Origin of the sequence: Bradyrhizobium sp. S3.3.6, assembly GCF_040546905.1 — a bacterium.
Lineage (GTDB): Bacteria > Pseudomonadota > Alphaproteobacteria > Rhizobiales > Xanthobacteraceae > Bradyrhizobium > Bradyrhizobium cytisi.
On record NZ_JBEPOT010000003.1, the window covers coordinates 106,619 to 130,429 of the forward strand.

The 23,811-nt window shown below is 62.0% G+C and carries 23 protein-coding genes; 7 read left to right on the forward strand and 16 right to left on the reverse strand.

Annotation, left to right across the window (positions count from 1 at the left end):
* Positions 1 to 85 precede the first annotated feature (85 nt).
* Both ABID59_RS09335 and ABID59_RS09340 read right to left on the reverse strand, forming a co-directional pair.
* Positions 86 to 922 carry an enoyl-CoA hydratase family protein gene (locus ABID59_RS09335; protein ID WP_354083196.1) on the reverse strand — a complete coding sequence of 279 codons (837 nt, stop codon included), beginning with the start codon at positions 920 to 922 and terminating at the stop codon, positions 86 to 88.
* A gap of 43 nt (positions 923 to 965) precedes the next feature.
* A complete protein-coding gene (locus ABID59_RS09340; RefSeq protein ID WP_354083197.1) occupies positions 966 to 1,727 on the reverse strand; it encodes an SDR family NAD(P)-dependent oxidoreductase in 762 nt (253 codons plus the stop codon).
* A gap of 198 nt (positions 1,728 to 1,925) precedes the next feature.
* Between ABID59_RS09340 and ABID59_RS09345 the strand changes: the two genes are divergently transcribed.
* Genes ABID59_RS09345 through ABID59_RS09365 form a run of 5 tightly spaced genes read left to right on the forward strand, consistent with a single transcriptional unit; the run spans position 1,926 to position 7,651 of the window.
* Positions 1,926 to 2,744 carry an alpha/beta fold hydrolase gene (locus ABID59_RS09345; protein ID WP_354083198.1) on the forward strand — a complete coding sequence of 273 codons (819 nt, stop codon included), beginning with the start codon at positions 1,926 to 1,928 and terminating at the stop codon, positions 2,742 to 2,744.
* Between the two features lie 7 nt (positions 2,745 to 2,751).
* The gene (locus tag ABID59_RS09350) at positions 2,752 to 4,041 is read left to right on the forward strand and encodes an acyl-CoA dehydrogenase family protein (RefSeq protein ID WP_148752675.1); all 1,290 of its coding nucleotides are present in this window, start codon (positions 2,752 to 2,754) and stop codon (positions 4,039 to 4,041) included.
* A gap of 2 nt (positions 4,042 to 4,043) precedes the next feature.
* Positions 4,044 to 5,570 (forward strand): class I adenylate-forming enzyme family protein, encoded by a 1,527-nt coding sequence (locus ABID59_RS09355; protein ID WP_354083199.1) that lies wholly within the window; start codon positions 4,044 to 4,046, stop codon positions 5,568 to 5,570.
* Positions 5,567 to 6,655, forward strand: a complete 1,089-nt coding sequence (locus ABID59_RS09360) for an NAD/NADP-dependent octopine/nopaline dehydrogenase family protein (protein WP_354083200.1) — start codon at positions 5,567 to 5,569, stop codon at positions 6,653 to 6,655. Before ABID59_RS09355 ends, ABID59_RS09360 begins: the two co-directional genes overlap by 4 nt.
* A 3-nt stretch (positions 6,656 to 6,658) precedes the next feature.
* Positions 6,659 to 7,651 (forward strand): 3-hydroxybutyryl-CoA dehydrogenase, encoded by a 993-nt coding sequence (locus ABID59_RS09365; protein ID WP_354083201.1) that lies wholly within the window; start codon positions 6,659 to 6,661, stop codon positions 7,649 to 7,651.
* Here ABID59_RS09365 and ABID59_RS09370 read toward each other — a convergent pair.
* The 6 genes from ABID59_RS09370 to ABID59_RS09395 all read right to left on the reverse strand — a co-directional run bounded on the left by ABID59_RS09370 (position 7,648) and on the right by ABID59_RS09395 (position 14,004).
* Positions 7,648 to 8,694, reverse strand: a complete 1,047-nt coding sequence (locus ABID59_RS09370; protein WP_354083202.1) for a 2,5-dihydroxypyridine 5,6-dioxygenase NicX family protein — start codon at positions 8,692 to 8,694, stop codon at positions 7,648 to 7,650. The genes ABID59_RS09365 and ABID59_RS09370 overlap by 4 nt on opposite strands.
* A 37-nt stretch (positions 8,695 to 8,731) precedes the next feature.
* Entirely contained in the window at positions 8,732 to 9,499 is a 768-nt protein-coding gene (locus ABID59_RS09375) for an ABC transporter permease (protein WP_354083203.1), read from the reverse strand.
* Complete coding sequence (locus ABID59_RS09380; protein ID WP_148752681.1) at positions 9,496 to 10,281, reverse strand: ABC transporter permease; 786 nt, start codon at positions 10,279 to 10,281, stop codon at positions 9,496 to 9,498. The genes ABID59_RS09375 and ABID59_RS09380 overlap by 4 nt, the downstream gene beginning before the upstream one ends.
* Positions 10,278 to 11,123 carry an ABC transporter ATP-binding protein gene (locus tag ABID59_RS09385; RefSeq protein WP_354083591.1) on the reverse strand — a complete coding sequence of 282 codons (846 nt, stop codon included), beginning with the start codon at positions 11,121 to 11,123 and terminating at the stop codon, positions 10,278 to 10,280. Before ABID59_RS09385 ends, ABID59_RS09380 begins: the two co-directional genes overlap by 4 nt.
* A gap of 124 nt (positions 11,124 to 11,247) precedes the next feature.
* Positions 11,248 to 12,942: a dihydroxy-acid dehydratase gene (ilvD, locus tag ABID59_RS09390; protein WP_354083205.1), complete on the reverse strand. Its 1,695-nt coding sequence runs from the start codon at positions 12,940 to 12,942 to the stop codon at positions 11,248 to 11,250.
* 78 nt (positions 12,943 to 13,020) lie between these two features.
* On the reverse strand, positions 13,021 to 14,004 hold the full coding sequence (locus tag ABID59_RS09395; RefSeq protein WP_148752684.1) for an ABC transporter substrate-binding protein: 984 nt from the start codon (positions 14,002 to 14,004) through the stop codon (positions 13,021 to 13,023).
* A 126-nt stretch (positions 14,005 to 14,130) separates the two neighbouring features.
* Here ABID59_RS09395 and ABID59_RS09400 point away from each other — a divergent pair, with 126 nt between their 5' ends.
* A complete protein-coding gene (locus ABID59_RS09400) occupies positions 14,131 to 15,090 on the forward strand; it encodes an NAD(P)-dependent oxidoreductase (protein WP_354083207.1) in 960 nt (319 codons plus the stop codon).
* A 24-nt stretch (positions 15,091 to 15,114) separates the two neighbouring features.
* On the opposite strand, the gene ABID59_RS09405 is transcribed toward ABID59_RS09400, so the two are convergent.
* From ABID59_RS09405 to ABID59_RS09440, 8 genes are all read right to left on the reverse strand, one after another.
* Positions 15,115 to 15,678 (reverse strand): flavin reductase family protein, encoded by a 564-nt coding sequence (locus ABID59_RS09405; protein ID WP_354037429.1) that lies wholly within the window; start codon positions 15,676 to 15,678, stop codon positions 15,115 to 15,117.
* Positions 15,679 to 15,687: 9 nt separating this feature from the next.
* Entirely contained in the window at positions 15,688 to 16,917 is a 1,230-nt protein-coding gene (locus ABID59_RS09410; protein WP_354037485.1) for an acyl-CoA dehydrogenase family protein, read from the reverse strand.
* Positions 16,918 to 16,981: 64 nt separating this feature from the next.
* Positions 16,982 to 18,250, reverse strand: coding sequence for a CaiB/BaiF CoA transferase family protein (locus ABID59_RS09415; RefSeq protein WP_354083208.1), 1,269 nt, complete (start codon positions 18,248 to 18,250; stop codon positions 16,982 to 16,984).
* A gap of 216 nt (positions 18,251 to 18,466) precedes the next feature.
* Positions 18,467 to 18,994, reverse strand: coding sequence for a phage terminase large subunit (locus tag ABID59_RS09420; RefSeq protein WP_354083209.1), 528 nt, complete (start codon positions 18,992 to 18,994; stop codon positions 18,467 to 18,469).
* Positions 18,995 to 19,199: 205 nt separating this feature from the next.
* The gene (locus ABID59_RS09425) at positions 19,200 to 19,577 is read right to left on the reverse strand and encodes a hypothetical protein (protein ID WP_354037428.1); all 378 of its coding nucleotides are present in this window, start codon (positions 19,575 to 19,577) and stop codon (positions 19,200 to 19,202) included.
* 643 nt (positions 19,578 to 20,220) lie between these two features.
* The gene (locus tag ABID59_RS09430) at positions 20,221 to 20,370 is read right to left on the reverse strand and encodes a hypothetical protein (RefSeq protein ID WP_354037427.1); all 150 of its coding nucleotides are present in this window, start codon (positions 20,368 to 20,370) and stop codon (positions 20,221 to 20,223) included.
* A gap of 463 nt (positions 20,371 to 20,833) precedes the next feature.
* Positions 20,834 to 21,643, reverse strand: a complete 810-nt coding sequence (locus ABID59_RS09435) for a molybdate ABC transporter substrate-binding protein (protein WP_246230002.1) — start codon at positions 21,641 to 21,643, stop codon at positions 20,834 to 20,836.
* Between the two features lie 161 nt (positions 21,644 to 21,804).
* Complete coding sequence (locus ABID59_RS09440; RefSeq protein WP_354083210.1) at positions 21,805 to 22,134, reverse strand: hypothetical protein; 330 nt, start codon at positions 22,132 to 22,134, stop codon at positions 21,805 to 21,807.
* A gap of 505 nt (positions 22,135 to 22,639) precedes the next feature.
* On the opposite strand from ABID59_RS09440, the gene ABID59_RS09445 reads away from it, so the two are divergent.
* Positions 22,640 to 23,770 (forward strand): ABC transporter substrate-binding protein, encoded by a 1,131-nt coding sequence (locus ABID59_RS09445; RefSeq protein ID WP_246230567.1) that lies wholly within the window; start codon positions 22,640 to 22,642, stop codon positions 23,768 to 23,770.
* The last annotated feature ends 41 nt before the right edge of the window (positions 23,771 to 23,811 follow it).

A 23,811-nucleotide genomic window follows, 5' to 3' on the forward strand; every position in this document is an offset into this window, starting at 1 on the left:
GAGCCTCGCCAATTCACCCGGTCATGAAAACTATTTTAAGCCTAAAATAATTTCTGGCAAGTCCCCCATTCCAGGAAAAGGCCGCTCAGTCGCCCCTGAAGACCGGCTTGACCTTGTTGGCGAAGGCCTCGAAAGCGCGCTCGAAATCAGCCGTCGTCATGCACAGGGCTTGGGCAACGGCCTCCGCTTCGATCGCTTCCTCCACCGACATCGCCCATTCCATGGCCAGCATCCGCTTGGTCATGGTGTTGCCGAACGTCGGCCCTTCCGCGATCTGCTTTGCCAGCAGTTGCGCCTGGGCCAGCACCTGGTCCGGCGTGACGATGCGGCTGAAGAAGCCCCAGCGCTCGCCCTCCTCCGCGGTCATGAACCGGCCGGTGTACAGAAGCTCGGAGGCGCGGGACTGACCGATGATCCGCGGCAGGATCGCGCATGCGCCCATGTCACAGCCGCCAAGGCCCACCTTGTTGAACAGGAATGCGACCTTGGCCCCACTCGCGGCGAGCCGCATGTCGGACGCCATGGCGATGATCGCGCCGGCACCGGCGCAGATGCCCTCGACCGCGGCCACGATCGGCTGCGGGCAGGCCCGCATCGCCTTGACGAGATCGCCGGTCATCCGCGTGAACGCCGTCAGCCCCTTGGTGTCCATCTTCACCAGCGGGCCGATGATCTCGAACACGTCGCCGCCGGACGAGAAATTGCCGCCGGCACCGGTGACGACGATCGACTTGACCGCGTCGTCGAACGCGCATGCACGGAAGAAGTCGGTCAGCTCGCGGTAGCTCTCGAACGTCAGCGGATTCTTTCGTTCCGGACGGTTGAGCGTCACGGTGGCAACGCCGTCGACCGCGGCCAGCAGGAAATGTTGCGGCGAATAGTCTGCGAGCGGCACGGTGACGGGATTGGCTGGTCTACTCATGCGATCTCCTTAGTTTCCTTGTTCCGCGCCGCGGCCACGCACGCTAGATTTCGCCACCGGCGACCGCAATCGCCTGCCCGGTGATCGCACCAGCGTTCTCACTGCACAACCACAGCACGGTATTGGCCACTTCCTGAGGCGTGATCAGACGTCCCTGCGGATTGTGCTTCGCGAGTTCGGCAATTGCCTGCTCGCGAGTCCGCCCGGTCTTTTTCATGATGTTGTCGATGCTGCCGGCGACCAGATCGGTGTCAGTGAAGCCGGGGCAGACCGCATTCACGGTCACGTTGCTACCGGCCATCTCCAGTGCAAGAGAACGCACGAGACCGACCACGGCGTGCTTCGCCGCCGTGTACGCGCTCACGTAAGCGTAGCCCTTGAGCCCGGCCGTCGATGCAATCGCGACGATGCGCCCGTAGGGGCGATCCTTCATCCCCGGCAACACTGCGCGGACAGCATGAACAACCCCCATGAAATTGACGTCCATCATGCGCGCAAAAAGGGCGCTGTCCGATTTCGCAAACGGCGCGGATTCGGCGCTGCCGGCGTTGGCGATCAGGATATCGATCGGCTTTCGCGCATGCGCTGCGGCGATCGCTGCCCTTAGTGCAGCTTCGTCCGAGACGTCGGCAACCGCCGCATAATGTGCGGCGCCTGCACTCACCGCCTCTTCGAGAGTAGCCGCGTTCCGCCCGAGCACCGTCACGGTGGCACCAGCGCCGACAAGGGACGCAGCGATCGAGCGGCCGATGCCGCGACCACCACCGGTCACCAGCGCGTGCGGCGAATGCGGCAATGCGGACATGCGCGGGCTCCCTCAAGGTCTGCTGTCGTTCCTCCGATATATTTTAACCTTCAAAGTTTTGCAACGAAAGCGCGGATCGAGGCCGCAAACGTGTGCGCGCGCGAGAGAGCGGCCTGAAAATTGCTTTAAGTATAAAATTATCTCTTCCCATCCCCCACAGGCCTGTTAGCATCACCGGGCAAAGCAAAAGGATGTCGCGTGTCGCAGCCTGCGCCAATGATAACAAGGGACGGACGCTTCGCCTATGAAGCTGCGGGCGATCCGGGTGCGATGCCCCTGATTTTCCTGCATGGCATTGGCGGCGCGGCGCGGGCCTGGGGGCAGCAGCTTGCCACATTCAGCAATCGTTTCCGCGCGATCGCGTGGGACATGCCGGGCTATGGCGGATCAGTGCCACTCGCCAGCGTCAGCATCGCTGCCCTGGCCGATGCACTCCAGCAATTCATCGAGCAGATCGGGGCGGCAAGCCCCATTCTGGTCGGGCATTCGATCGGCGGCATGATCGTCCAGAAATGGCTGGTGCAATCGCCGAAACGGGCGCGTGCGGTCGTCCTCGCGCAAACCAGCCCGGCCTTTGGCAAGTCTGACGGCGACTGGCAAAAATCGTTCATCGCGGCACGCCTGGGTCCACTCGATCGCGGCGAGACCATGAAATCGCTGGCACCGTCCCTCGTGAAAGAGCTCGTCGGCGACGATCCTGATCCCAAGGGCATGGAGCTTGCGCGCGAGTGCATGGGGAGTGTACCCGAAGCGAGCTATCGCGCAATGATGCTGGCGTTGATCGGGTTCGACCAACGCAGCACGCTCAAGGACATTTTCGTGCCGACGCTGCTGCTGTCTGGTTCCAAAGACAACAACGCGCCTGCGCCAATGATGGCGAGAACGGCATCCTATATTCCCGCGGCCGAATATGTCGAACTCCCCGGCGTCGGCCATCTCGCAAACCTTGAGCGGCCTGGTGCCTTCGACAAGGCTCTCGGCAGCTTCGTCGATTCCGTCGCTGCAAAACACGGATGACTGCGCCATGACCATGCAAGTCAGCAAGACCATTGGCACGAGCGACAAGGTCGCGTTGGACGCGCCAATCTTCGATCCCGTCGCGTTCCGCTTGAGCGACGAACAAGCCGGGATCGTCGCGCGGGCGCGCGAGATCGGCCAAAGCGTGTTCGCGGGTCGTGCGGCCACCTACGATCGCGAGGCGGTCTTCCCGACCGAGAATTATCGCGACCTGCACCGCGTCGGCTTGCTCGGCATCGCCGTGCCGAAGAAGCACGGCGGGCTGGGAGCGAACTACCAGACCTACGCCTTGGCAGCGGCGGAGATCGGCCGCTATTGCGGCGCGACCGCGCTGACCTGGAACATGCATGTCTGTTCGACGCTGTGGTCGGGGCCTTTGGCTGATGATCTCGACATGGATGCGGAGACCCGCGCGGAACACGAAAAGCGCCGGGCCGTCCACTACAAGCGCATCGTCGAGGACGGTGCGATCTATTCGCAACCTTTTTCCGAGGGCGGCGCGGCGGCCGCGGGTGGCGTTGCCTTCGGCACGCAAGCAAAGCCTGTCGAAGGCGGCTGGATCGTCAACGGCAAGAAGATCTTTGCATCGCTGTCCGGCCACGCCGACTATTACGGCGTGCTCTGCACGGAGATCGAGGAAGGCGAAAAGGCCTCGCGCCGCAATACGCTTTACCTCGCGATCCCAGCGAAATCGCAAGGCGTTTCCGTCGTCGGCGACTGGGATCCGCTCGGTATGCGCGGCACAGTCTCGCGAACGCTGCTGTTCAAGGACGTCTTCGTGCCGGAAGATTCTGCGCTAATGCCGCGCGGCGTCTACTTTCAGGCGGCGATGCGCTGGCCGCATATGTTCCTGACGCTGTCGCCCACCTATATGGGGCTCGCGCAAGCCTCTTACGATTTCACGGTGCGCTATTTGCGCGGCGAGGTGCCGGGCATGCCTCCGGTCAAGCGCCGGATGTACCCGACCAAGCAGATCGCGGTCGCGCAGATGCAAATCAAGCTGGAGCAGATCAAGGCGATCTGGTTCCAGGCCGTTACCGACGCGCGCGCTAATCCGAGCAAGGAGCAGGTGCTGCGGGCCTACGCCGCGCAATATTCGGTGATGGAAGGCGCCAATGAGCTCGCCACGCTCGCGATCCGCACCTGCGGGGGACAGGCGATGCTCCGCTCGCTGCCGCTGGAGCGCATCTATCGCGACAGCCGCTGCGGCTCGCTGATGCTGCCCTGGACGGCCGAGCTCTGCCTCGACCGAATCGGTCGCGAGGCGCTGTACGAGGCAAGCGAAACGGACGACTGACGGTGGACCTCTGCAGTCTGATTGATCGCAACGCGGCGCTTTCGCCAGACAAGACCGCCATCGCCTTTGAAGGGGAGCGGCTGAGCTACGCGACGCTCGCCGAGCGCATCGAACGGATCGCAACAGGCTTGAAGCAGGAGTTCGGTGTCGGCCGTGGCGACCGCGTCGCGATCCTGAGCCTGAATCGACCCGACTATCTGGTCCTGCTCTATGCATGCGCGCGGCTCGGCGCGATGCTGGTGCCGCTGAACTGGCGGTTGGCTGTCGCCGAGCAGATCTTCATCCTCACCGACGCCAGCGTCAAGGTGCTGGTGCTCGAGCACGCATTTGAGGGAGTCCTTCCCGAACTCGCGCCGGGGACCACTGTCGTCGGCCTCGATTTTACGCCGCCGCACGGCATGACTTTCGAAAGCCTGCTGGCGCGTAAAGGAAGCAGCGGACGCAATCCGCACACCGACCTCTCCTGCCCGCTGCTCATCGTCTACACGTCAGGAACAACCGGGCGGCCGAAAGGTGCTGTGCTGCGCCAGGAGGCGCTGTTCTGGAACGGCGTCATGAGCCAGCACATGCACAACATGACGTCCGACGATCATGTGCTGACGGTGTTGCCGTTCTTCCACGTCGGCGGGCTCAACATCCAGACGACCGCGGCACTGCAGCTCGGCGCGACCGTCACAATCCACCCTCGTTTCACCCCGGATACGGCGCTTGAGGCGATCGAACGCGATCGGCCGACCCTGACGGTCATGGTGCCGGCGATCATCCAGGCCGTCAGCGAGCACCCTGCCTGGGCCACGACTGATCTCTCATCGCTGAAGGCCGTCGCGACCGGCTCGACCATCGTGCCGCCGCATCTGATCGATCGCTTCGTCGCGCGCGGCGTGCCAGTGCTCCAGGTTTATGGCTCGACGGAAACCTGCCCCATCGCAGTCTATACTCGCCTCGGCGGCGACCTGTCGCGCACGGGATCAACCGGGCTTGCCGGCCTGTGCTGCGAAGCAAAAGTGATCGATCAGGCCGGCAACGAGGTCCCGGCGGGCACGCCAGGCGAGATCGCGGTCCGTGGCCCCAACGTCTTCTTCGAATATTGGGGCAATGCGGACGCCACGCGCGATGCGCTGCACGACGGCTGGTATCGTACCGGCGATATCGGCCTGTGCGACGCGGACGGCTACTTCTGGGTCCGCGACCGCAAGAAGAACATGATCATATCCGGCGGCGAGAACGTCTATCCGGCCGAGGTCGAACGGGTGCTGCTCGAACATCCAGACGTCAGCGAATGCGCCGTGATCGGCAGGCCGGACCCGCGCTGGGACGAGGTACCTATCGCCTACGTGATTCCGCGATCCGGCTGCCGTCTCGAAGCAGACGAGCTAAGAGCACACGTTCAGGCGCAGCTCGCCCGCTACAAGGTTCCACGCGACATTGTCTTCGTCGCCGACATGCCGCGCACCGCGCTTGGCAAGGTTCAGCATTTCCTGCTGAAGCAGCTTGATGCGCAATCGCGCGCACAAGGAGAAGCATCTTGAAAATTGCGGTTCTAGGTGGGGGAAACGGCTCTTTCGCGGCCGCGGGCGATTTCGCGCTATCAGGGCATGAGGTCCGGCTGTGGCGCCGTGACACAGAACAGGTCGAAGCACATCGTGCCGCCGGCTCCCGCATCCTCGTCAAGGACCATAATGGCCAGCACGACGTGAAGCTGGCGCTGGTGACCACCAACATCGCCGAAGCCGTCAGCGATGCCGAGCTGATCCTGTGCCCTGCTCCCGCCTTCGCTCAGCAGGATATCGCGCGGCTCCTCGCCCCGCATCTGCGGGATGGCCAGGTCGTGTTTCTGCCGCCCGCGACATTCGGCTCGATGATCTTCGCGCAGGCTGCGCGAGATGCAGGCAATCGCGCCAAGGCAAGCTTCGCTGAGACCGGCACGCTGCCATGGCTCACCCGCAAGCATGGGTCATTCGAGGTCGCAATCACCATCCGCGCCAAGCGGCTGCCGGTCGGCGTGTTCCCGCTTGACCTGGCACCACATGCGCTCGAGGTGATTGGACGGGCTTTCCCCGATGCGATCGAGCCGTGCGGCGACGCGCTATCCGGCGCGCTGATGAACGCGGGCTGCATCATTCATCCGCCGCTGATCGTGATGAACGCAGGCCCAATCGAACATTTCGAGCGGTGGGATATCCATAAGGAGGGAACGCAAGCCGCAATCCGGCGGGTGACCGACGCGCTCGACGCCGAGCGGATCGCCGTGCGCGAGGCGCTTGGATATGGCGCACCGCATTTTCCACTCGCGCACCATTACGCCAAGGACGGCGAGATCTGGATGTATGGCCGCGGCTCGCATGATCGCCTGACGGATTCCGGCGACTGGCGCGAGCGGATCGTGCTGACCGAACACCGCTACATGCGCGAGGATCTGCGGCTTGGGTTGTCGTTGCTGGTGTCCGTCGCCGCGTTGGCGGGCGTGGCCACACCGCTCGCCAAGGCTTTGCTGGCCGTCGGCGGCGCAATCTGCGGCGAGGATTTTGCGCAAGGCGGCCGGACGTTGGAGACGCTGGGGCTTGGCAAGCTTCACAAGGCCGAATTGCAGATGCTGCTTCGTGAGGGATTCTGACCGATGACCCGTCGCGCCAACATTGCCTGTCTCGGGGCCGGACGCATGGGCCGCGGTATCGCCGTCGCGTTCGCCTATGCGGGGCACACGGTCACGATGATCGACGTCAAGGTCCGTTCAGCGGACGATTTCACCAGGCTGGAGGCGGACGCGCTTGGCGAGGTCAGGAAGACCTTTGCCAGCCTCTCGAAGCTGGGGTTGCTGGCCGAGACCGACGTTGATCCGCTGATCGCGCGGGTTTCGGTGGTGCCGGCCAGCCAAAGCGGCGCCGCGTTGTCCGAAGCCGGAATGGTGTTCGAGGGCGTTCCCGAGGTCGTCGAGCTCAAGCGCGAGGTGCTAGGGACGGCTTCAAAACAGGTCGGCCCCGACACCATCATTGCATCGACCACTTCGACCATCCTCGTTGACGATCTCTCGGTCGCGGTCGTCAATCCCCGCCGCTTCCTCAACGTGCACTGGCTTAACCCGGCCTATCTAATCCCACTGGTAGAGATTTCGCCCGGCAAAGCCACCGGTTCCGGCATCATCGACCAGGTCAAGGCGCTGCTCGAAGGCATCGGCAAGGTCCCTGTGGTCTGCGCGGCGACGCCAGGCTTCATCGTTCCGCGCATTCAGGCGCTCGCGATGAATGAGGCCGCGCGAATGGTCGAGGAAGGCGTCGCCAGCGCGGAGGAGATCGACAAGGCGATCCGCTACGGCTTTGGCTTTCGCTATGCGGTGCTTGGATTGCTCGAATTCATCGACTGGGGCGGCGGGGATATTCTGTACTACGCCAGCCGGTATCTGGAGGGCGCACTCCGCAGCGACCGCTACCGCGCGCCGGACGTCATTTCACGCAACATGCACGAAGGCCGGATCGGCCTGCGCACGGGAGCCGGCTTCCTCGATTATTCAGGCATGGACGTTGACGCCTATCGCGCAAAGCGCCTCCAGGCCATGGTCGACCTGCTCCGGCACTTCGACCTCGCCCGGCCGCCGGTGCTCGACCGCAGCTAGCCAAAAACGTCCTGGAGCACGCCTTCCCGCACCACCGCAACACCATCGAGCTCGATGGTCGTTCCCATCATCGGCAGGTCGAAATGGCCTGCGGTATAACGGCCGGCAAATTCATTGGCACCGGTCGAGAACAGAAAATTGCCGGAGACGGCGCGGATCTCAGTGCCGTTGGTGTCGCGCTGATCATACATTGACAGTGCCTCGTAGCGCGCACCCGGGTTCATGCCGAAACCAACATGCGACACAGCATAAGCCTCCCGATCGCCCCAGGCGGCGAGATAGGCGCGCATCATTGCGGCATCGGTGCCCTCGCCTTCCAGCTCGACCACGTAATCGTCCTTCAACGTCATCTTCACCGGCGACGTCAGGTAGCGCTTGAAGGTGAGATTGATGTCGCCCGGGGCCATCGCCAGCGTGCCATTGATCGTCCCGCTCTTGGGAAAGCTGACGACGATGCCGCCCGGCCAATGCGCCAGCGTGCCGGGCTTGTCGGTCCAGCCCCACACGCCGACCGTGGACGCTCCGACCATGTCGACGTCAAGCGCCGTACCGGCCTTCGAGGTGACCCGCATCCGCTTCGTCCCACGCAGCATCTTTGCCGCAGCGCGAACGCGCTTCTCTAGTGCCGGATCCGGCACCATCCGCTCCAGCGCCTCGGGATGCTCGTTTGAGATCACCAGGATCCGCGCGCCGGCCTTCAGGATCTCGGGCGTCTCGACCGCATGCATCAGGCCTTCGATGGTGCAATCCACCACGAAGCCCGCTTGCTGAAGCGCAGTGATGACCGGCCCAAGCTTCTGGATGGCTTCGCTAGCGCCAGTTGAGCGGACCGGAACGATATTCCGATTGCGTGGCGTCGGCATGACGACATGAAAAGGCTTCGCCCCCATGCGCAACAGCGCAAGCTCTGCCAGATGTACATTCAGCGCGCGCGACTGCGTCTCCGACAGGATCGCCGCGGTATCGCCGGCCTTAACGGCGCAACGCTCAAAGACCTCGCAAAACGCGTCGATCCATTTTGCCTCGATGCGGTCTGCCAGCATGGTTTGCTCCCGATCTTCTGGTTTCTTGTTCGTCAGGTCACGCCTCGGGGAAACCCCGTAGGAGGTACGATCGCACGGCGCCCAAAAGGCCGTTGAGGATCAACCCTAGCAGCGAGATCGTGATCAGCGGCACGAACATGTCGACAGCCTGGAAGGTTCGGGCCGCGGTCACGAGCACGTGTCCCAAGCCGTCCGTCGACGTGATCATCTCGGCCAGAAACACCACGATGCAGCAAATGACAAGACCGATCCGGCACCCGGTCAGGATCGACGGCATTGCCGCCGGCAAGACCACCTTGAACAGGATTTCATAGCGCCGCGTTCCCGCTGCCATGGCCGACCAGATCAGCTTTTGCTCCACCGTCGAAGCACCGTAATAGGTCGACAGGAGAATAGGGAAGAGCGCGTCCGCCGCCACCAGCGTGATCTTCGACCCATGTCCAAAGCCGAGCAGCAACAACAGGGCCGGATAGAGCGCAACCTTCGGCAGCGGCGCCAGCACCCGTACGATCGGCCGAACTACGGCGTTGATCGCCGGACTGGCAGCGGCCGCGATGCCGATACTGACGCCGAGGACGACCGCAATTGCGAAGCCGGCAAAGAGCCGGATCAGGGTCGCCGCGATCTCCTGTTGAAACGTCCATGTCACGAGTTGCTTGAGCAGCCGGCCGAAGACGACGCCCGGCGGCGGCAGCAAAACCACGGGCGCGAAGCCGAATGACACCAGGCCCTGCCATACCGCGATCACCAGTACGATTGGCGCGAGCCCAAAGATGACGTTTGCTGAAAGAGAACGCGGCATCATGAGAAGCTCAACGGCATGTCAAACTGAGGCTCGGACCAGCGTACCAGTCTCGCACGGACGCGCTCGAAGACCGCATCGAGACAGATGCCCATCGCGCCGACGATGATGATCATCGCGTACACCGTGTCGTATTGGCCCATATCGAGCGCGTTGAACAGGATATTCCCCGCTCCCGATTGCCGCGCGATCATCTCGCTGGTGATCATCGTGATCAGCGCCAGCACCAGGCCGGTGCGGCACCCGGTCAGGATCTCCGGGAGCGCAGCAGGCAACACAATGCGGACCAGGCGCTGCAAGGGCGAAAGTCCCATCGCTGCGCCTGACCACAGCATCTTCTCCTCGACGGCCTTGGCGCCTTCAAAACTGTGATAGATCACCGGAAGGCTGACGCCGAGGAAGATCACCAGCGTCTTGGTGATGTCGCCCACGCCGAGCCACAGCATGATGATCGGCATCAACGCCGCTTTCGGTACCGGATAGATCACCATCAGCAGCGGATTGAAGAAAGCTGCGACTGCCCGGCTACGGCCCATCAACAGGCCCAGCGGAATCGAAACCAGCACCGCTATGCCGAACCCGATCGCCATGCGGCGGAGCGAGGCCAGGATGTTGATCAGAGATTCCTTGTCGCCGAGGATATCCGGGATCGCGCGGATCGCCTCGATAGCCGTTGGAAAGCTGTCGTTCTTCAGCGCAAGCGACGCGACCTGCCATACCGCAAGCAACCCGATGCAGGCGAACATCGGGGCAGCACGTCTGGCCAAGGCCGACGGCGAGGTCATGACACTGATCCTGTCTCGTCGACCTCGTCAAACATACGCTCGATGTCGACGACGTATTTCTGGTACCGCGGATCGAGCAACAGCTCGTTGCGGCGCCGCGGCCGCGGCAGATCGATATCGATGACCTCCCGGATGCGGCCGGGAGATTTCGACATCATCACGACCTTGTCCGAAAGGAAGACGGCTTCGTCGACCGAGTGGGTGACGAACAGCACCGTCTTGCGGTCACGCTCCCAGATGTTCAGAAGATCGTTCTGCAAGCGCGTCCGGGTATGCGCATCGAGCGCACCGAATGGCTCGTCCATCAACAGGACTTCGGGATGGTAGGCGAGCGTCCGGGCCAGCGCGACGCGCTGCTTCATGCCACCCGACAACTCTTTCGGGTAGAAGCTCTCGTAGCCCTTGAGGCCGACCATTTCGATGAGAGCACGGCTCTGTGCTTCCGCCTCTGCTACTCGCACACCCTGCTGGCGCGGGCCATACATCACGTTGCCCAGCACGGTCTTCCACGGGAACAGCGCGAACTCCTGGAACACCGGCCCGCGATCCGGACCCGGTCCCGTGATCGCCTGTCCTTTCATCTTTGCAGCGCCGCTGGTCGGATTGACGAAGCCACCGACAATGTAAAGCAACGTCGACTTGCCACAGCCGGACGGACCGAGGATCGAGACGAATGCCCCCTCTTCGACCGTTAGCGAGATGTTAGACAGCGCAAGATGATCCTTGCGCGCCGAGGTCTGGAAAACCTGCGAGACGCGATCGATCTCGATGATCGCAGAAGCCGGCTTTTGTGACGTCACCGGTCTCACCCATTCGCTCGATCTCGAAGGCACCACCTTCATCCCGTCTCTCGCTTCACTCATGCGCGAACGTCACGTAACCGACCTGCTGAATGTCCTCCATCAGCGGAACGAGCTTAGCAAGAAACTTGCCAGACGGATCGCTATTTCGCACGTGCGCGATTTTTCAGTCGAACCACGGCCACTCCGCCGGTCCCTCATGAGTGACCGCTCCACCCGGTGCCTGGCCGACCAGACGCGCATATTTCGCCAACGCTCCGGCGCGATGACGCGGCGGGCGTTGCTTCCAATCGCGTCGGCGTGCAGCGAGTTCCTGCTCGTCGACCAGCAAGTCCATGCGGCGGCCGGCAGCATCAATCCGGATCTTGTCGCCATCGCGGACAAGCGCCAGCGGGCCTCCGACGAACGCTTCGGGCGATACATAGCCGATGCACATGCCGCGCGTGGCACCCGAGAACCGGCCATCCGTGATCAGGGCCACCTTCTCACCCATGCCCTGGCCGTAGATCAGCGCGGTGACACCGAGCATCTCGCGCATGCCAGGACCACCGACCGGCCCTTCATTGCGGATCACCAAAACCTCGCCAGCCTTGTAGCTGCGGTCACGAACGGCCGCGACGCAGGCCTCTTCATCCTCGAAGACGCGCGCCACGCCCTCGAAGGACTGGCTCTTCAAGCCCGCGACCTTGATGACGGCGCCATCAGGACAGAGATTGCCCTTCAGAACCGCTACGCCGCCATCAGGCATGATCGGCGCGCGGGCCGCGTAAACCACCTCGCCATCGGGCGCGTTGGCCGCGCCGTACTCTTCCGCGAGCGTACGGCCCGTGATGGTCAGGCAGCTGCCATCGACATGCCCGCTCTCGATCAACTCGTGGATCACGACGGCCGCACCGCCGATGTCGTAAACATCCTTTGCCGTGTACTTGCCGCCCGGCCGCAGGTTTCCGATCAGCGGCGTCCTGGCAAAGACCTCGCCGACATCATCGATCGTGAACGCAATGCCGGCCTCGTTCGCAATCGCCGGCAGATGTAGTGCGGCGTTGGTTGACCCGCCCGTGGCGGCAACAATCGCAGCTCCATTTTCAAGAGACTTCAGCGTCACGACGTCACGCGGAAGCGGCCCGCCTCGTTCGAGCATCTCCATGATCAATCGCCCTGCGCGGCGCGATATCTGCGCGCGCTCGGCATAGACGCCGGGCACCATTGACACATTGGGAATGGTCAGGCCCATCGCCTCCGATACCATCCCCATGGTGTTCGCAGTGAACTGACCGGCGCAGGCGCCAATGGTCGGCAGGCAGACGCGCTCGATCCGCTCGAGCGCCGCGGCGTCGATCTCACCGGTCATGAAGCTGCCGACGGCCTCGTAGGAGTCGAGGACGGTCAGCGTGCGTCCATCCACGCGGCCCGGCAGCGAGCTACCGCCATAGATGAAGATGGAAGGCACGTTGCAACGAACCATGCCCATCATCACGCCCGGAAGCGTCTTGTCGCATCCGCCGTATCCGATCAACGCGTCATATGCGAGGCCGTGGACGACGGCCTCGATGGAGTCGGCGATCAGCTCACGCGAGAACAGAGAGAACTTCATTCCCTCGTGATTCATGCTGATGCCATCGGACACCGAGATGGTTGAGAATTCGCGCGGCGTGCCGCCGGCCTCCTCTACCCCTGTCTTGGCCGCAGCCACCTGAAAGTCGTGGGTCATATTGCAGGGCGTCTGCTCGCCCTTCATGCTGACGATGCCCACCATCGGCTTGGCAATGGCCGCGTCATCCAGTCCCATGGCACGCATGAAGGCACGGTGCGGCGCCCGGTCGAGGCCGTCAGTCGTTATCCGTGATCGCAACTTCTTCATGCCTGCATCATCTTCATGCAATGTCCCGCACACGACGGGACATTGCGACCTCATTGGTCCAGCGAACAGCCCGATCGCCTATTGCAGCGGCGCGACGATCGTCGGATGCTTGAACTGCGCGACATCCAGTTTCGGCAGCATTCCGGTTTCCGCATAGATGTCGAGCATCTTCTGGATCGCCGGGAAATTCGGCGCTGCACCGGGATCGCGCCCGAAATCGTTGTCCTTGAGCAGATAAGTCTCGAGCACCGGGATGGGCGCTTTCAAGACTTCGTTGACCACCTTCAAGGTCTCTTCGCGGTTCGCCAGCGCCTTCTTCATTCCCGACGTAATATCGCGGACGTAGGTTTTCACCAATTCCGGGTTCTTGTCGACGAAATCGGCACGGCAGGCTTCCAGGATGTGCACGATGTTCGGCATGGCCTGCGACAGCGAGAACAGTTTTCTTGTGCCGCCCTTGGCCTCAGCTCGCGCCGCAAACGGCTGGTTCATGTTGACCGCATCGACCCGGCCCTGACGCAGGGCATCCTCGGAGACGGCAAAACCAACCTCAACCAGCTTGATGTCCTTGGCCGGATCGACGCCGTTCTCCTTCAGCAGCAGGTTGAACGGGCCTTGCGTGCCGCCGCCGATCACGGAAATGCCGACCGTCTTGCCCTTGAGATCTGCAATGGTCTTGATCGGCGAGTCATCCATGACCGCCCAGTAGACCGAGAAGCCACCGGGCTTCTCGAAGACGTGCTGCGCCACGATGTAGGCCTTGAGATTGCCGCCGACCACGCCGTTTGCAAGCGAGAGTGGCGCCTGCGTCGCGCAATCCAGTGCGCCGGCCGCCAAGGCCTGCGTCATCGGCGCGGTGCCCTGAAACTGAGTCCATTCGATGTTGTAGCTCTTGCCGATATCGGGAAATTCGGCCGGCCTGCGCATCATCCAGTATTTGGATTCCTCGGCCGGGATGGTCCAGCCCACGCGGATCGTCTGCTGCGCCCGTGAGGGGCTTGCGCCCGCGATCATGGCCGCCACGGCCCCTATTGCCAGCATCCACGTCGAAACAGCCCGCATCGTGCCCACTCCGTTGCTCCGGGCGCCGACCGGCGCCACCCAACCCAACCGGCCCGAATGTTTCATGGTTCAAACAATCAGGCAAGCCATGCAAGCCGGCCGGTTTCGCCGCGGGATGCGTTATGTATGGTGCGCAGCGGTCGCGCGGCGTTGCGACGCTACAGATGGAGGCAACCTATGGCTGATGCGAGCATGACAAACCCGCAAGGCGTCGAGAAGCTCGGCTATCTCGGCCTGGGACTGATGGGGACACCGATGACCCGGCGCTTGCTCAAGGCCGGCTATCACGTCAGCGTCTGGAACCGTTCGGAAGGCAAGGTCGCACCGCTCGTCGACGCCGGCGTCAAGCGCGCGGACACGCCTCGCGACCTGCTGGCGAACTCCGACATCATCTTCATGTGCGTGACGGATGCCGCTGCCGTCGAAGAGGTGATCTTCGGGCCGGAAGGTCTTGCAGTGGCTCCCGGCGCAGGCAAGCTCGTGGTCGATTTTTCATCGATCCATCCCGACGCCGCGCGCGAGCTTGCAGCGCAATTGAAGTCTGCGAACGGTGCAAGCTGGATCGATGCACCGGTGTCCGGCGGCACCAAGGGCGCTGAAGAGGGCACGCTTGCCATCATGGCCGGCGGAGAGGCCTCCGACATCGAGCGGGCCCGGCCCTATGTGCTGGCCATGGCGCGCAGGTTCACCCACATGGGTCCGATCGGCGCTGGCCAGACCACAAAGCTTTGCAACCAAGTGATCGTCGGATGCGCAATGGCCGTGCTCGCAGAGGCAACGCGCCTTGCCTCGAATGCCGGAATTGACGCAAGCCGATTGCCTGAAGCGCTCGCCGGCGGCTTTGCGGATTCGATCCCGCTTCAGCTCTTCGTGCCGCGCATGGTCCAGGGCATTCATTCGCCGCCGCTCGGCCACATCGCGACGATGCTGAAGGACCTCGACACTGTGGCCGATGTCGCCCAGGCAACGTCAACGCCGGTGCCCATGGCAACGCTCGCGGGACAGATCTTCAGGCTGGCCAAGGCTGCACGCGGCGCAGACGCGGACGCCCTGGAAATCTACACGCTCTCGGCTACGGACCGTTGAACCGACGAGCGTCCCTGGATCGCCCTACGGCGATTTCTTACGCTCGTCGTCAGGCAGGAACCGGCCATACGTCCCCCGCGCAAACAGCAGCGCCTCTTTTGCATTGTAGGCATAGGCCTCGACCGCACCGAGAAAGATCACGTGATCGCCGCCGTAATAGCGATTGACTGACCGGCACTGAAAATTGGCAACGCTCTCGGCAAGAACCGGCGCGTTACCGAGGCCTGGCATCCAATCCACGCCGGCGAACTTGTCCTCGGACGGCTTTGCGAATTTATTTGCAAGCGCCTGCTGTGAGGTTCCTAACACGTGGACGGTGAAATGGCTGGCGTTCTGAAACACGCTCAGGCTCGAGGAATAAACTCCGAGGCTCCAGAGCACCAGGGGAGGATTCAAGGAGACCGACGCAAACGAGTTGCAGGTGATGCCATACGGCTTTCCATCAGCGGCCGTGGCTGTGATGATCGTTACGCCTGTTCCGTAGGTGCCGAGCGCGCTGCGGAAATCACGCGGATCAATCTGCGACTTGTCGCTCGCGAACTCGTTGGCCGGATCAGGAACGGCCGGCTGCTTTGGCAGATCATTCATCAGCCGGCCTCACAAGGTGAGATTCTCGGACGGCAGGCCGAGCGCCACACGTCCATAATTGGTTCCGGCCGCATCGAAATTGAACGCGAGGTGCGAGTTGATCGCGTGCGCATCGCGGAACTGCCGCTGCAATACGCCGGTCGTGAACAGGCCGCGCGCGCCGCTCGCCGCGAACAGCATCGAGACGGCATCCGTGCACAAATTGACCGAGAACGCGCCGTCGCGCCGATACCTGGTCTTGATCGCCGTGTCGGGTGTGTGCTTGCTTCGTGCGTGCTCCATCGCCTCGATACAGGCCGAGCGCATGATGAGGCGTGCAGCATCGATCTTCGCGGAAGCCTCCGCGATCTTGATTTGTGTGCTTTGGAAGTCGCTCAGCTTGGCACGGTTGTATGTCGATATGCGGTGACGCGCGACTTCCGTGTAGTCGTCCAGGCAGGCCTGAGCATTCCCGAGCGCGACGCCGGAGAGAACATAAGGAAATAGCGAGAACACCGGCAGCGCATAGAGCGGATTGGGGTTCACCTTGCTTCCGGGCGTTGCGCCTCCTGTCAGATCACCGACAGCGACCGTCATATGCTCGGGCACAAAGGCGTCGCTGACTTCGACATCCGACGACCCGGTGCCGCGCAATCCGGCGACGTTCCAGGTGTCGAGGATCTTGTAGTCGGCCTTGGGCAACAGAAAGATGCGGTATTCGATACCGTCAGCCTCGTCGTCCGACGAAACGACGCTTGCGAGCATGTTCCACGCGCAGGAGCCGACACCCGACGAGAACGGCCAGCTTCCGTGCAACCGGTACCCGCCCTCAACCTTCCTGGCGCGGCCGGCGGGGAAGATGAAGGATGACGCGATCAGCACGTCCGGGTCCCGGCCCCAAACCAGATCCTGCGCGCGCTGCTCGAACATGGCGAGCATCCAGTGGTGGCTCGCTAGATTGGCAAAATTCCACGCCACCGATGCATCGGCCTGTCCGAGCAACTCGGCGCAATCGATAAGGGCGACGTAATCGAACTCGGCGCCGCCAACGCGCTTCGGCTGAAGCATCCGGAACAGACCAGCATCGTGCAGGTCTTGCTCGGTTTCGGGTGGCAGGTGCCGCAGCTCCTCGGTGCGGGCCGCGCGCTCCCGCAATTGCGGCACGAGCGACCGGGCCTTGGCAATCATCGTCGCATAGGCTCGTGCGCCGGAGTCTGTCACCACCGACTGACCCATGCTCGGCTCTTGACCAGGCGCCATTCGTGTCCCTCGCTCACATGCATTTATGCGGCCGGAACCCTGCCAAATCAAGCCGGAGCAGCGTTCAGTCCGACGTCGTGGCCTTGGGCAGCCCAAAGGCCCCTTTTTCCGCCAAAGCCGCAATCCGCTCTTTGTCGTAACCAAGCATCTCGCGCATGACGCCCTCGGTATGCTCGCCCAGCAGGGGCGCAGCCACGGGATCAATCGCCGCAGTCAGGCTCATCTTGATCGGCGGCTCGATGTTCGGCACCCATTGCGCTGTGCGATGCGGGATTCGATTCAGACGCGCGCGTTCGCGTGCTTCGGGCGCATTGAACCCTTCCTCGACGGTCCGGAGATAGCCGACGGGGATATTGGCCAGCTTCATCTTCGCCATCCAGTTCTCGAGCGTGTCGCTCGCGAACACCTCCGCGATCGCTGCGCGCAATAGCTCCTTGTTCTCGGACCGCGCCTTCCGCGTCGCGAACTGTGGCTCGTTGATGAGATCCGGGCGGTTCATCACCTCGATCACCAGCCGTCGATACAACCGGTCATTGGCGCAGGCCATGTAGAGCGGACCGTCGGATGCCTCGTAGACGCCGACGGTGGGAGACCCGTTCGGCGAATTTCCGAACCGTCCGGGGTTCTTGCCGTTGATCAGATAGGCCATCCCATAGAAGCCGGTCATTCCCATGGCGACGTCGAACAGGGCGACCTCGACATGCTGTCCGCGGCCGAGCCGATCCCGCGCCAGTAGCGCCAGCAGGATGGCATTGCAGGCGGACATCCCCGTCGCCATGTCGACAATCGGCGGGCCGGTCCGAACCGGCGGACCATCGGCGAACCCGTTGAGCGACATGAAGCCGCTCTCGGCTTGCGTGATCGGATCGAAGCCGGGGCGCGAGGCGAACGGTCCGTTGCGTCCGTAGGCCGAGATCGAACAATAGACCAGCCGCGGGTTGAGCGGCGCGACAGCCTCGTAATCGAGGCCGAACTTCTTCATGACCCCGCTGGAAAAATTCTCAACGACCACGTCAGCCTGGCGGATGAGATCCAGCGCGACCTCGCGCGCCTCCGGCACCGCGAGATCGAGCGCGATGCCGCTCTTGTTGCGGTTCAGGCTGAGATAAGCCGCGCTTTCGCCGCCAATCTCGGCGTGCTCATACGCGCGCGTGTCGTCGCCACCATCGGGGTTCTCGATCTTGATGACGCGGGCGCCGAAATCGGCAAGCGTCTGTGTGCAGGCGGGACCCGCGACCACCCGCGTGAAATCGACGACCAGCAGACCATCAAGTGCGGTTGGCCCTCCCGCCGCCCGCGACGGACGTTCCGGCAATTGAGGCTTGGTGGACATCCTTGTGGCTCCCCTACATCGGCTTGTGCTCGCCGAATTTCCTGCAAGCGAACTTAAAGCCCGGCGAGGTCGCCTGCGCAAGTGCTTCGGCAGCAACGCTTCAATACGCAAAAAGGACCCGGCAGCGGTCAAGCTGACGGGTCCTCAAGCATTCCAGGCGAGCGCGCGCCGTTTTGACGTTGCGAAAGCCAGCTTCCGTATCACGGGAAACCTGGCTCAACGAAGCGACCTTCGCCAATAGAGCGTATGCGACCAGGCCCAGGGCACCACGGGTTGGTAGAGCCGATAGCCCGCCCGGATGAAATTATTCGCGGAGAAACGATTGTCCGTTGTATCCGAAACGATACTGTCCCATCCGATGCGCCGGCCCCGCGCCTCGACGGCCCGCATCAACCTGCGCTGAAGTCCCCTGCCCCAGTGTCGCTGCAAGACCTGCAGCCCGCGAAAGATGATCAGCCCGTCGCCGGGCGTCTCGATCTTGTCGCTATAGAACTTGAAACCGTGGCCGAGCCCGAGGCTTGCGATCTTGCCCTCGATCAGCCGTTTCGACGATTGCGCCAGCGTCCGCTGCGCCTCGCGGATGCAGACCGCCAGCGTCCCGCGCTCGGCCTGGCAGGTCTCGACCAGCAGCTCGCCGAAGAAATCCGATTTGCCCGAGTCGCGTCCGCCGTACACGCCCTTGTAGCGCGCAGGCTTGAGCAGCGGCGCAAAGATCTTGGCCGTTGGGATTTTCAGGATGGACATCAGGCGCGCGGAGGCACACGGCTTAAAATTCGGATCTGCGAGCGATCGACACGCTCCGGTTTGCTCTCACCGTCTGCCTTGATTGCCGTATCAACGCGCGGCGGAAGCGAAAGCGCATCTTTCATCCAACGAGACCACTCGGGTGCTGCAGGCTCCTGGCTTGTCAAGGATGTCGATTTGGCTGGAATAGTCGGCCTATTGTTGATCATGGCGATTTATTCCCCTCGGTTGTCGCTGGTGAGGTGTTCAAGAGTGCTGCGTCATCGATCCGTTCGGCAGCCTGCCTGGAGAAGTTATCCGGATGCACGATGACGCGCTCGATCCGATGAATCAGCTCAATCGACCCTTCGGCATCGTGTGGCTGCACCGGCTTTCCCCAACCGCGATCGAGGATCGCAATTGCCGCAGCGACGCGCGCCGCTGGCGCAACTTCCTTGCTCGACATGAGGTGAACGAGCACGTCGATCGCGCCCTTGGTAAAGCTTCTCGCCAATGATCGCAGCTCGGTCATCGTTCTTTGCCTGAACTGCCTTTTGGCGACAACGCCGCAAGGGGTTGCGTCGCCCTCTTGCTTCACTTCCATCCAGAGATTCCTTCCCACAACGCGATTGCAACAAGGCCCGCGACCGCGAGCGATATCAGATAGGCGGTCATGCTCTCTCCACAGCAAACAAAATGCGCGGCAGACCGCGTGACGACGCGATCGTTTCGGGCGCGAACCCTATCTCCGTTTGTCCGGAGGCCGCAGCGGCGCGAGCGAACAGCGCTCACACCTCGGGCCGGCACGTTCGCGCGTGCACGGCCAAAATGGTTCGGACGGCGGCGCGCCGATCGGCGCTCCATGAACGCGTTTCAACGAGGGCGAGGCCGCGATGCGCGGGACGCCGTCCGATCTCGAAATCGAAACGAAAAACCCGCGGCGGATGCTTCCGGCGCGGGCGAACCAAACTCGTTTCGATGATGTCATTCTGCCGGTGTTTTGCCCGACGTGTCAAAGCCTATGTTGAAATGAAAAGGCCCGCAGCGGGTGCACCCTGCGAGCCAACTTCGGATTTTCGATGATGCCATTCTGCCAGTGTTTTGCCCGACGTGTCAAATCAGAATAGACCCGACTGTCCGCTTTACTCGAAAGGCGAGGTAGGGTGCCGACCGGATCTATGTCGGCCTTGAGCCACCAGCGGAATTGTCGGCGCCGGATGCAAGCGGGCCCGCCAACTGAGGCGGCCTTACTCCTCGCGGAGTTGGTCCGATTCATTCGTCTTCTCAGGCGCAGGAACCAAATCCTCCACTCGCTTCAGCCCAGCGGCTTTAAAGAGACCGAGAGTAACGACGATCATCATCACTACGGTTCCAGCCAGTACCAACAGCGTCAACATGGCATTTCTCCATGTCTGCCCGCATACAAACTCAAGCAGTCAGGTTGCCGTTCCTAAACGACGGGAACGCTTTGCCGAGTAGTAGGTTTCCCGATGCCCTTCCCCAAGGGCGACCCCGAATGGGCCCCAGCTCCATCGTCCCCCCATTGCCTGGAGCTGGGGTCATTTTCAGATCAAGCCATCGCCAAATTCAAACTAGGCCATCGCGCTCGGAAACAGGTCACTACCCCACGCCGGATGGAAACAGACCAGCGACCTGAACGCATGCGAACGAAGCTCGCGTCGACTCTGGGTCACAAGCGGCGGTAGACGCCAAGCTGGATCGGCGTCCGGTCCGCCTCTGAGAGCCGAAATGACACGTCTTCAAGCGAACTTCGGCTTAGGTCCATATGCACCAGCGGGTTAAGCAATCCGCTGTAGCAGCGCCGATTGAACGTCGTTGCCCCACGAAGCAGCTGTTGTTTCACCCCGGCGTCATACCTTTGCTCTTGATCACCGATATGGCGTCCGGCGTTTTCAGGTAGTCGACGAGCGCCTTCGCGGCTGCGGCTTCCTTCGTACCCGCACCGAGCGCGGCCGTGAATACGACATCCTGCTGCAAGTCAGCAGGGAACGGGCCAACCACATCGAGGCCCGGCACCGTCAAGACGTTCATCAGGAAGAGCGCGAGTTCAGCCTCGCCCTTGGCAACCACAGCGACGACCTCTGCCGGCGTCGGCTGCGCTTTCATCTTGGCTTTCATCTGCTCGGTGATGCCGAGGCGCTCGAATACCCTCGCTATTGAATAGCCGGTTGCGCTTTCCGGAATCGAGGCGACCGATTCCGCCTGGAGCAAGGCAGCTTTTAACGTGTCGGGCGTGGAGATGTTGGGCTTCGGCGCACCGGCGCGAACCGCGACACCGAGGCCGACACGAGCTATGTCCAGCGTCGGCCCAGCTGCGAAATGTGATCGCGCGCCAGCGTCCCTCATCACCTCGACCGGCACGACGCCGACATCAAACGGCTTGCCGGAGGTCGCTTCCTTGATCAGGTTCGGAGTGGTGCCGAAGAAGATATCAAGCTTGTGGCCTGAGGTTTGTTCGAACTTCGGCTTGAGGCCCGCCCACACTGCTGTCATGGCGCCACCGGCCAGAACCCTCAACTCAGCTGCGGTCGCAGTCGATGACAGCATCATCACGGCCAAGATACCCCCTGCCGCTAGAGAAAACGTCCTCATGTGACCCCCACAAGTTAATATAAACTGAGCGTTGATCGCACCTCGACGCTGCGCCATTCTAGGTTAAATGCCTAAAGTCTCAGATGGGCCAAGATCAGAAGTGATCAGCGCATTCGGTCTCGGCGTAGATTCGATGATGCGAGGGCTCTGCGTGCCATCCTCTAACGCAACCGCCAGCTCTACGCGCTAGGCAGCAGATGAGCGATATTTGCGCAGGGTCATTTGGAGGCAACGATATCCTTGAACAGTTCAACCTCGCCGCACGTGTTGTCCGTCACCGCAAAAACCTCGTACAAATCTATCTGCGGTTTCATGCCGTAGCGCTGGATAATGCCCTCGAGCCAAGGCCCGGTGTAGAACGCCTTGGCGTCCTCGATGCGCTCCCACTGGTACACGCCGCCCGCCCAGCCGATTTCGGACCAGATGAAGTGCTTGCTGATCAGCCCGGTCACCTCGCGGAAGTTGGGTGCGATCTTGTGAAAGTGCTCGCGACACGCGGCGTAGTCGATCTGCGGCGGCAGCTTGTATCGTACAACGGCGGTAATCATGCGACCTCCCTGCAAGGATGCTCCGGCGCAACATTGATGGCATTGCCGCGATCAAGCAAGCAAAGCGGGAAGCCGATATGGGAAGGCGCAAAGCTTAAGCAGTAGCTTCCGTTCTGCTGCGACGAGCCGACGACTATTCCAGAGCATGCTGGACTTAGCGTTGGCAGTTAAGCCTTATCCTGCATGATCCCGGGTATAGGCGTCTTTCAATTCGCGCAATGCAAGCTTTATGTAGCTGTGTGCGCACGACCGAAATAGCGATCATCCACCCGCGCTGATCTTGATCAAATGCGACAGACGCTGCCGTGAGTAGGTCAATACGATTGACAAGAGCCTTAATCGCCGCACCAGCTATCTCTTTCCAATTTTTTGCGTTAACGTGAACCGCTTCACACTTGCGTAGCAGACGGGCTCAGATGAAGCCCAATGAGAGAGAGAGGCGAGCAAAGGCTACGCAAAGCGCCACCTGTTCTATTCCATTCACACGCGAGTTTGGGAGCGACACATGGAAAAGCGCGAAATTGGCAACAGCTTTACGGAAGGTCTGTCCGAAGCGAAACGAGGCGCCTTCTCCCGACGCTCGGTGCTGACGTTGGTTTGCACCCTCGGCGCCGCGGCGCCGTTTGGAATGTTTGGAGCGGCTCGCGCGCTGACGGCATCCGGGACTGGATCGCTGTCTTATATTCCTGGCGAGCCTTTTATTTGCCGCGCCGCAACGAACAGTGAAGAGTTGCAGGGCCCACCTCGCCAACTAAAAATCGCCTGGAACGCGAACGCGGCGTGCACGGTCGCTGCAGCAGTCGCAAAGGAACGGGGTATTTTCGCCAAGCACAACCTCGATGTCGATTTCGTCAATTTCGGCGGTTCGACGGACCAGTTGTTGGAGGCGATTGCGACTGGCAAGGCGGATGCCGGTTTGGGATTGGCCCTGCGCTGGCTCAAACCGCTGGAGCAGGGTTTCGATGTTCGGATCACCGCCGGTGTGCACGGCGGCTGCATCCGGCTCCTCGGCTCCAAGGCTGCGAATATTGACAGCCTGGAGTCCCTGCGCGGCAAGGCTATCGCGATTAGCGATCAAGCGAGCCCAGCGAAGAACTTCTTTTCGATCTACCTCGCCAAAAAGGGCATCGATCCGGCCCAAGAGGTAGAGTGGCGCCAGTACCCGGCCAATCTGCTCGCGCTTGCCGTCGACAAGGGCGAAGTGCAGGCGCTGGCCGAGATAGATCCGCTTCCCTATCTTTGGCTCAAGGAAGGCAAACTTAACGAGATCGCGACGAACTTAACGGGTGAATTCGCCGACCGCACTTGCTGCGTTCTCGCGATACGTGGCAGCCTCGCCCGAAGCGAAATGCCGGTGGCAGCCGCTCTGACACGATCGATACTGGAAGCGGCAGACCGAGTTGCCAACGATCCCGCCGATGCCGCAGCAATCTATTCGGGCTACGGCGGGAGAGGGTCCCTAGAGGATCTCGCAACTATGTATCGCAGCCATACTCACCACAGGCATCCCGTTGGGGCGGAGCTCAAGAAGCAACTTCTACTCTACACCGATGAACTCAGGGCAGTGAACGTCATCAAGCGAAGCACTGATCCGGCCAAGTTCGCCGACCGGATTTATCTTGACGTTCTAAGCTGAGCCGATTGGGAATATCCGCAGTGAGCTCGGTCATCGATGAA

Bases quoted from the DNA above. Each gene is read 5' to 3' on its own strand.
- ABID59_RS09335 (WP_354083196.1), bottom strand. From the start codon at position 922: ATGAGTAGACCAGCCAATCCCGTCACCGTGCCGCTCGCAGACTATTCG.
- ABID59_RS09340 (WP_354083197.1), bottom strand. From the start codon at position 1,727: ATGTCCGCATTGCCGCATTCGCCGCACGCGCTGGTGACCGGTGGTGGT.
- ABID59_RS09350 (WP_148752675.1), top strand. From the start codon at position 2,752: ATGACCATGCAAGTCAGCAAGACCATTGGCACGAGCGACAAGGTCGCG.
- ABID59_RS09365 (WP_354083201.1), top strand. From the start codon at position 6,659: ATGACCCGTCGCGCCAACATTGCCTGTCTCGGGGCCGGACGCATGGGC.
- ABID59_RS09370 (WP_354083202.1), bottom strand. From the start codon at position 8,694: ATGCTGGCAGACCGCATCGAGGCAAAATGGATCGACGCGTTTTGCGAG.
- ABID59_RS09375 (WP_354083203.1), bottom strand. From the start codon at position 9,499: ATGATGCCGCGTTCTCTTTCAGCAAACGTCATCTTTGGGCTCGCGCCA.
- ABID59_RS09380 (WP_148752681.1), bottom strand. From the start codon at position 10,281: ATGACCTCGCCGTCGGCCTTGGCCAGACGTGCTGCCCCGATGTTCGCC.
- ABID59_RS09385 (WP_354083591.1), bottom strand. From the start codon at position 11,123: ATGAAGGTGGTGCCTTCGAGATCGAGCGAATGGGTGAGACCGGTGACG.
- ilvD (WP_354083205.1), bottom strand. From the start codon at position 12,942: ATGAAGAAGTTGCGATCACGGATAACGACTGACGGCCTCGACCGGGCG.
- ABID59_RS09395 (WP_148752684.1), bottom strand. From the start codon at position 14,004: ATGCGGGCTGTTTCGACGTGGATGCTGGCAATAGGGGCCGTGGCGGCC.
- ABID59_RS09400 (WP_354083207.1), top strand. From the start codon at position 14,131: ATGGTGCGCAGCGGTCGCGCGGCGTTGCGACGCTACAGATGGAGGCAA.
- ABID59_RS09405 (WP_354037429.1), bottom strand. From the start codon at position 15,678: ATGAATGATCTGCCAAAGCAGCCGGCCGTTCCTGATCCGGCCAACGAG.
- ABID59_RS09410 (WP_354037485.1), bottom strand. From the start codon at position 16,917: ATGGCGCCTGGTCAAGAGCCGAGCATGGGTCAGTCGGTGGTGACAGAC.
- ABID59_RS09415 (WP_354083208.1), bottom strand. From the start codon at position 18,250: ATGTCCACCAAGCCTCAATTGCCGGAACGTCCGTCGCGGGCGGCGGGA.
- ABID59_RS09420 (WP_354083209.1), bottom strand. From the start codon at position 18,994: ATGTCCATCCTGAAAATCCCAACGGCCAAGATCTTTGCGCCGCTGCTC.
- ABID59_RS09425 (WP_354037428.1), bottom strand. From the start codon at position 19,577: ATGGAAGTGAAGCAAGAGGGCGACGCAACCCCTTGCGGCGTTGTCGCC.
- ABID59_RS09430 (WP_354037427.1), bottom strand. From the start codon at position 20,370: ATGTTGACGCTGTTGGTACTGGCTGGAACCGTAGTGATGATGATCGTC.
- ABID59_RS09435 (WP_246230002.1), bottom strand. From the start codon at position 21,643: ATGGCGCAGCGTCGAGGTGCGATCAACGCTCAGTTTATATTAACTTGT.
- ABID59_RS09440 (WP_354083210.1), bottom strand. From the start codon at position 22,134: ATGATTACCGCCGTTGTACGATACAAGCTGCCGCCGCAGATCGACTAC.
- ABID59_RS09445 (WP_246230567.1), top strand. From the start codon at position 22,640: ATGGAAAAGCGCGAAATTGGCAACAGCTTTACGGAAGGTCTGTCCGAA.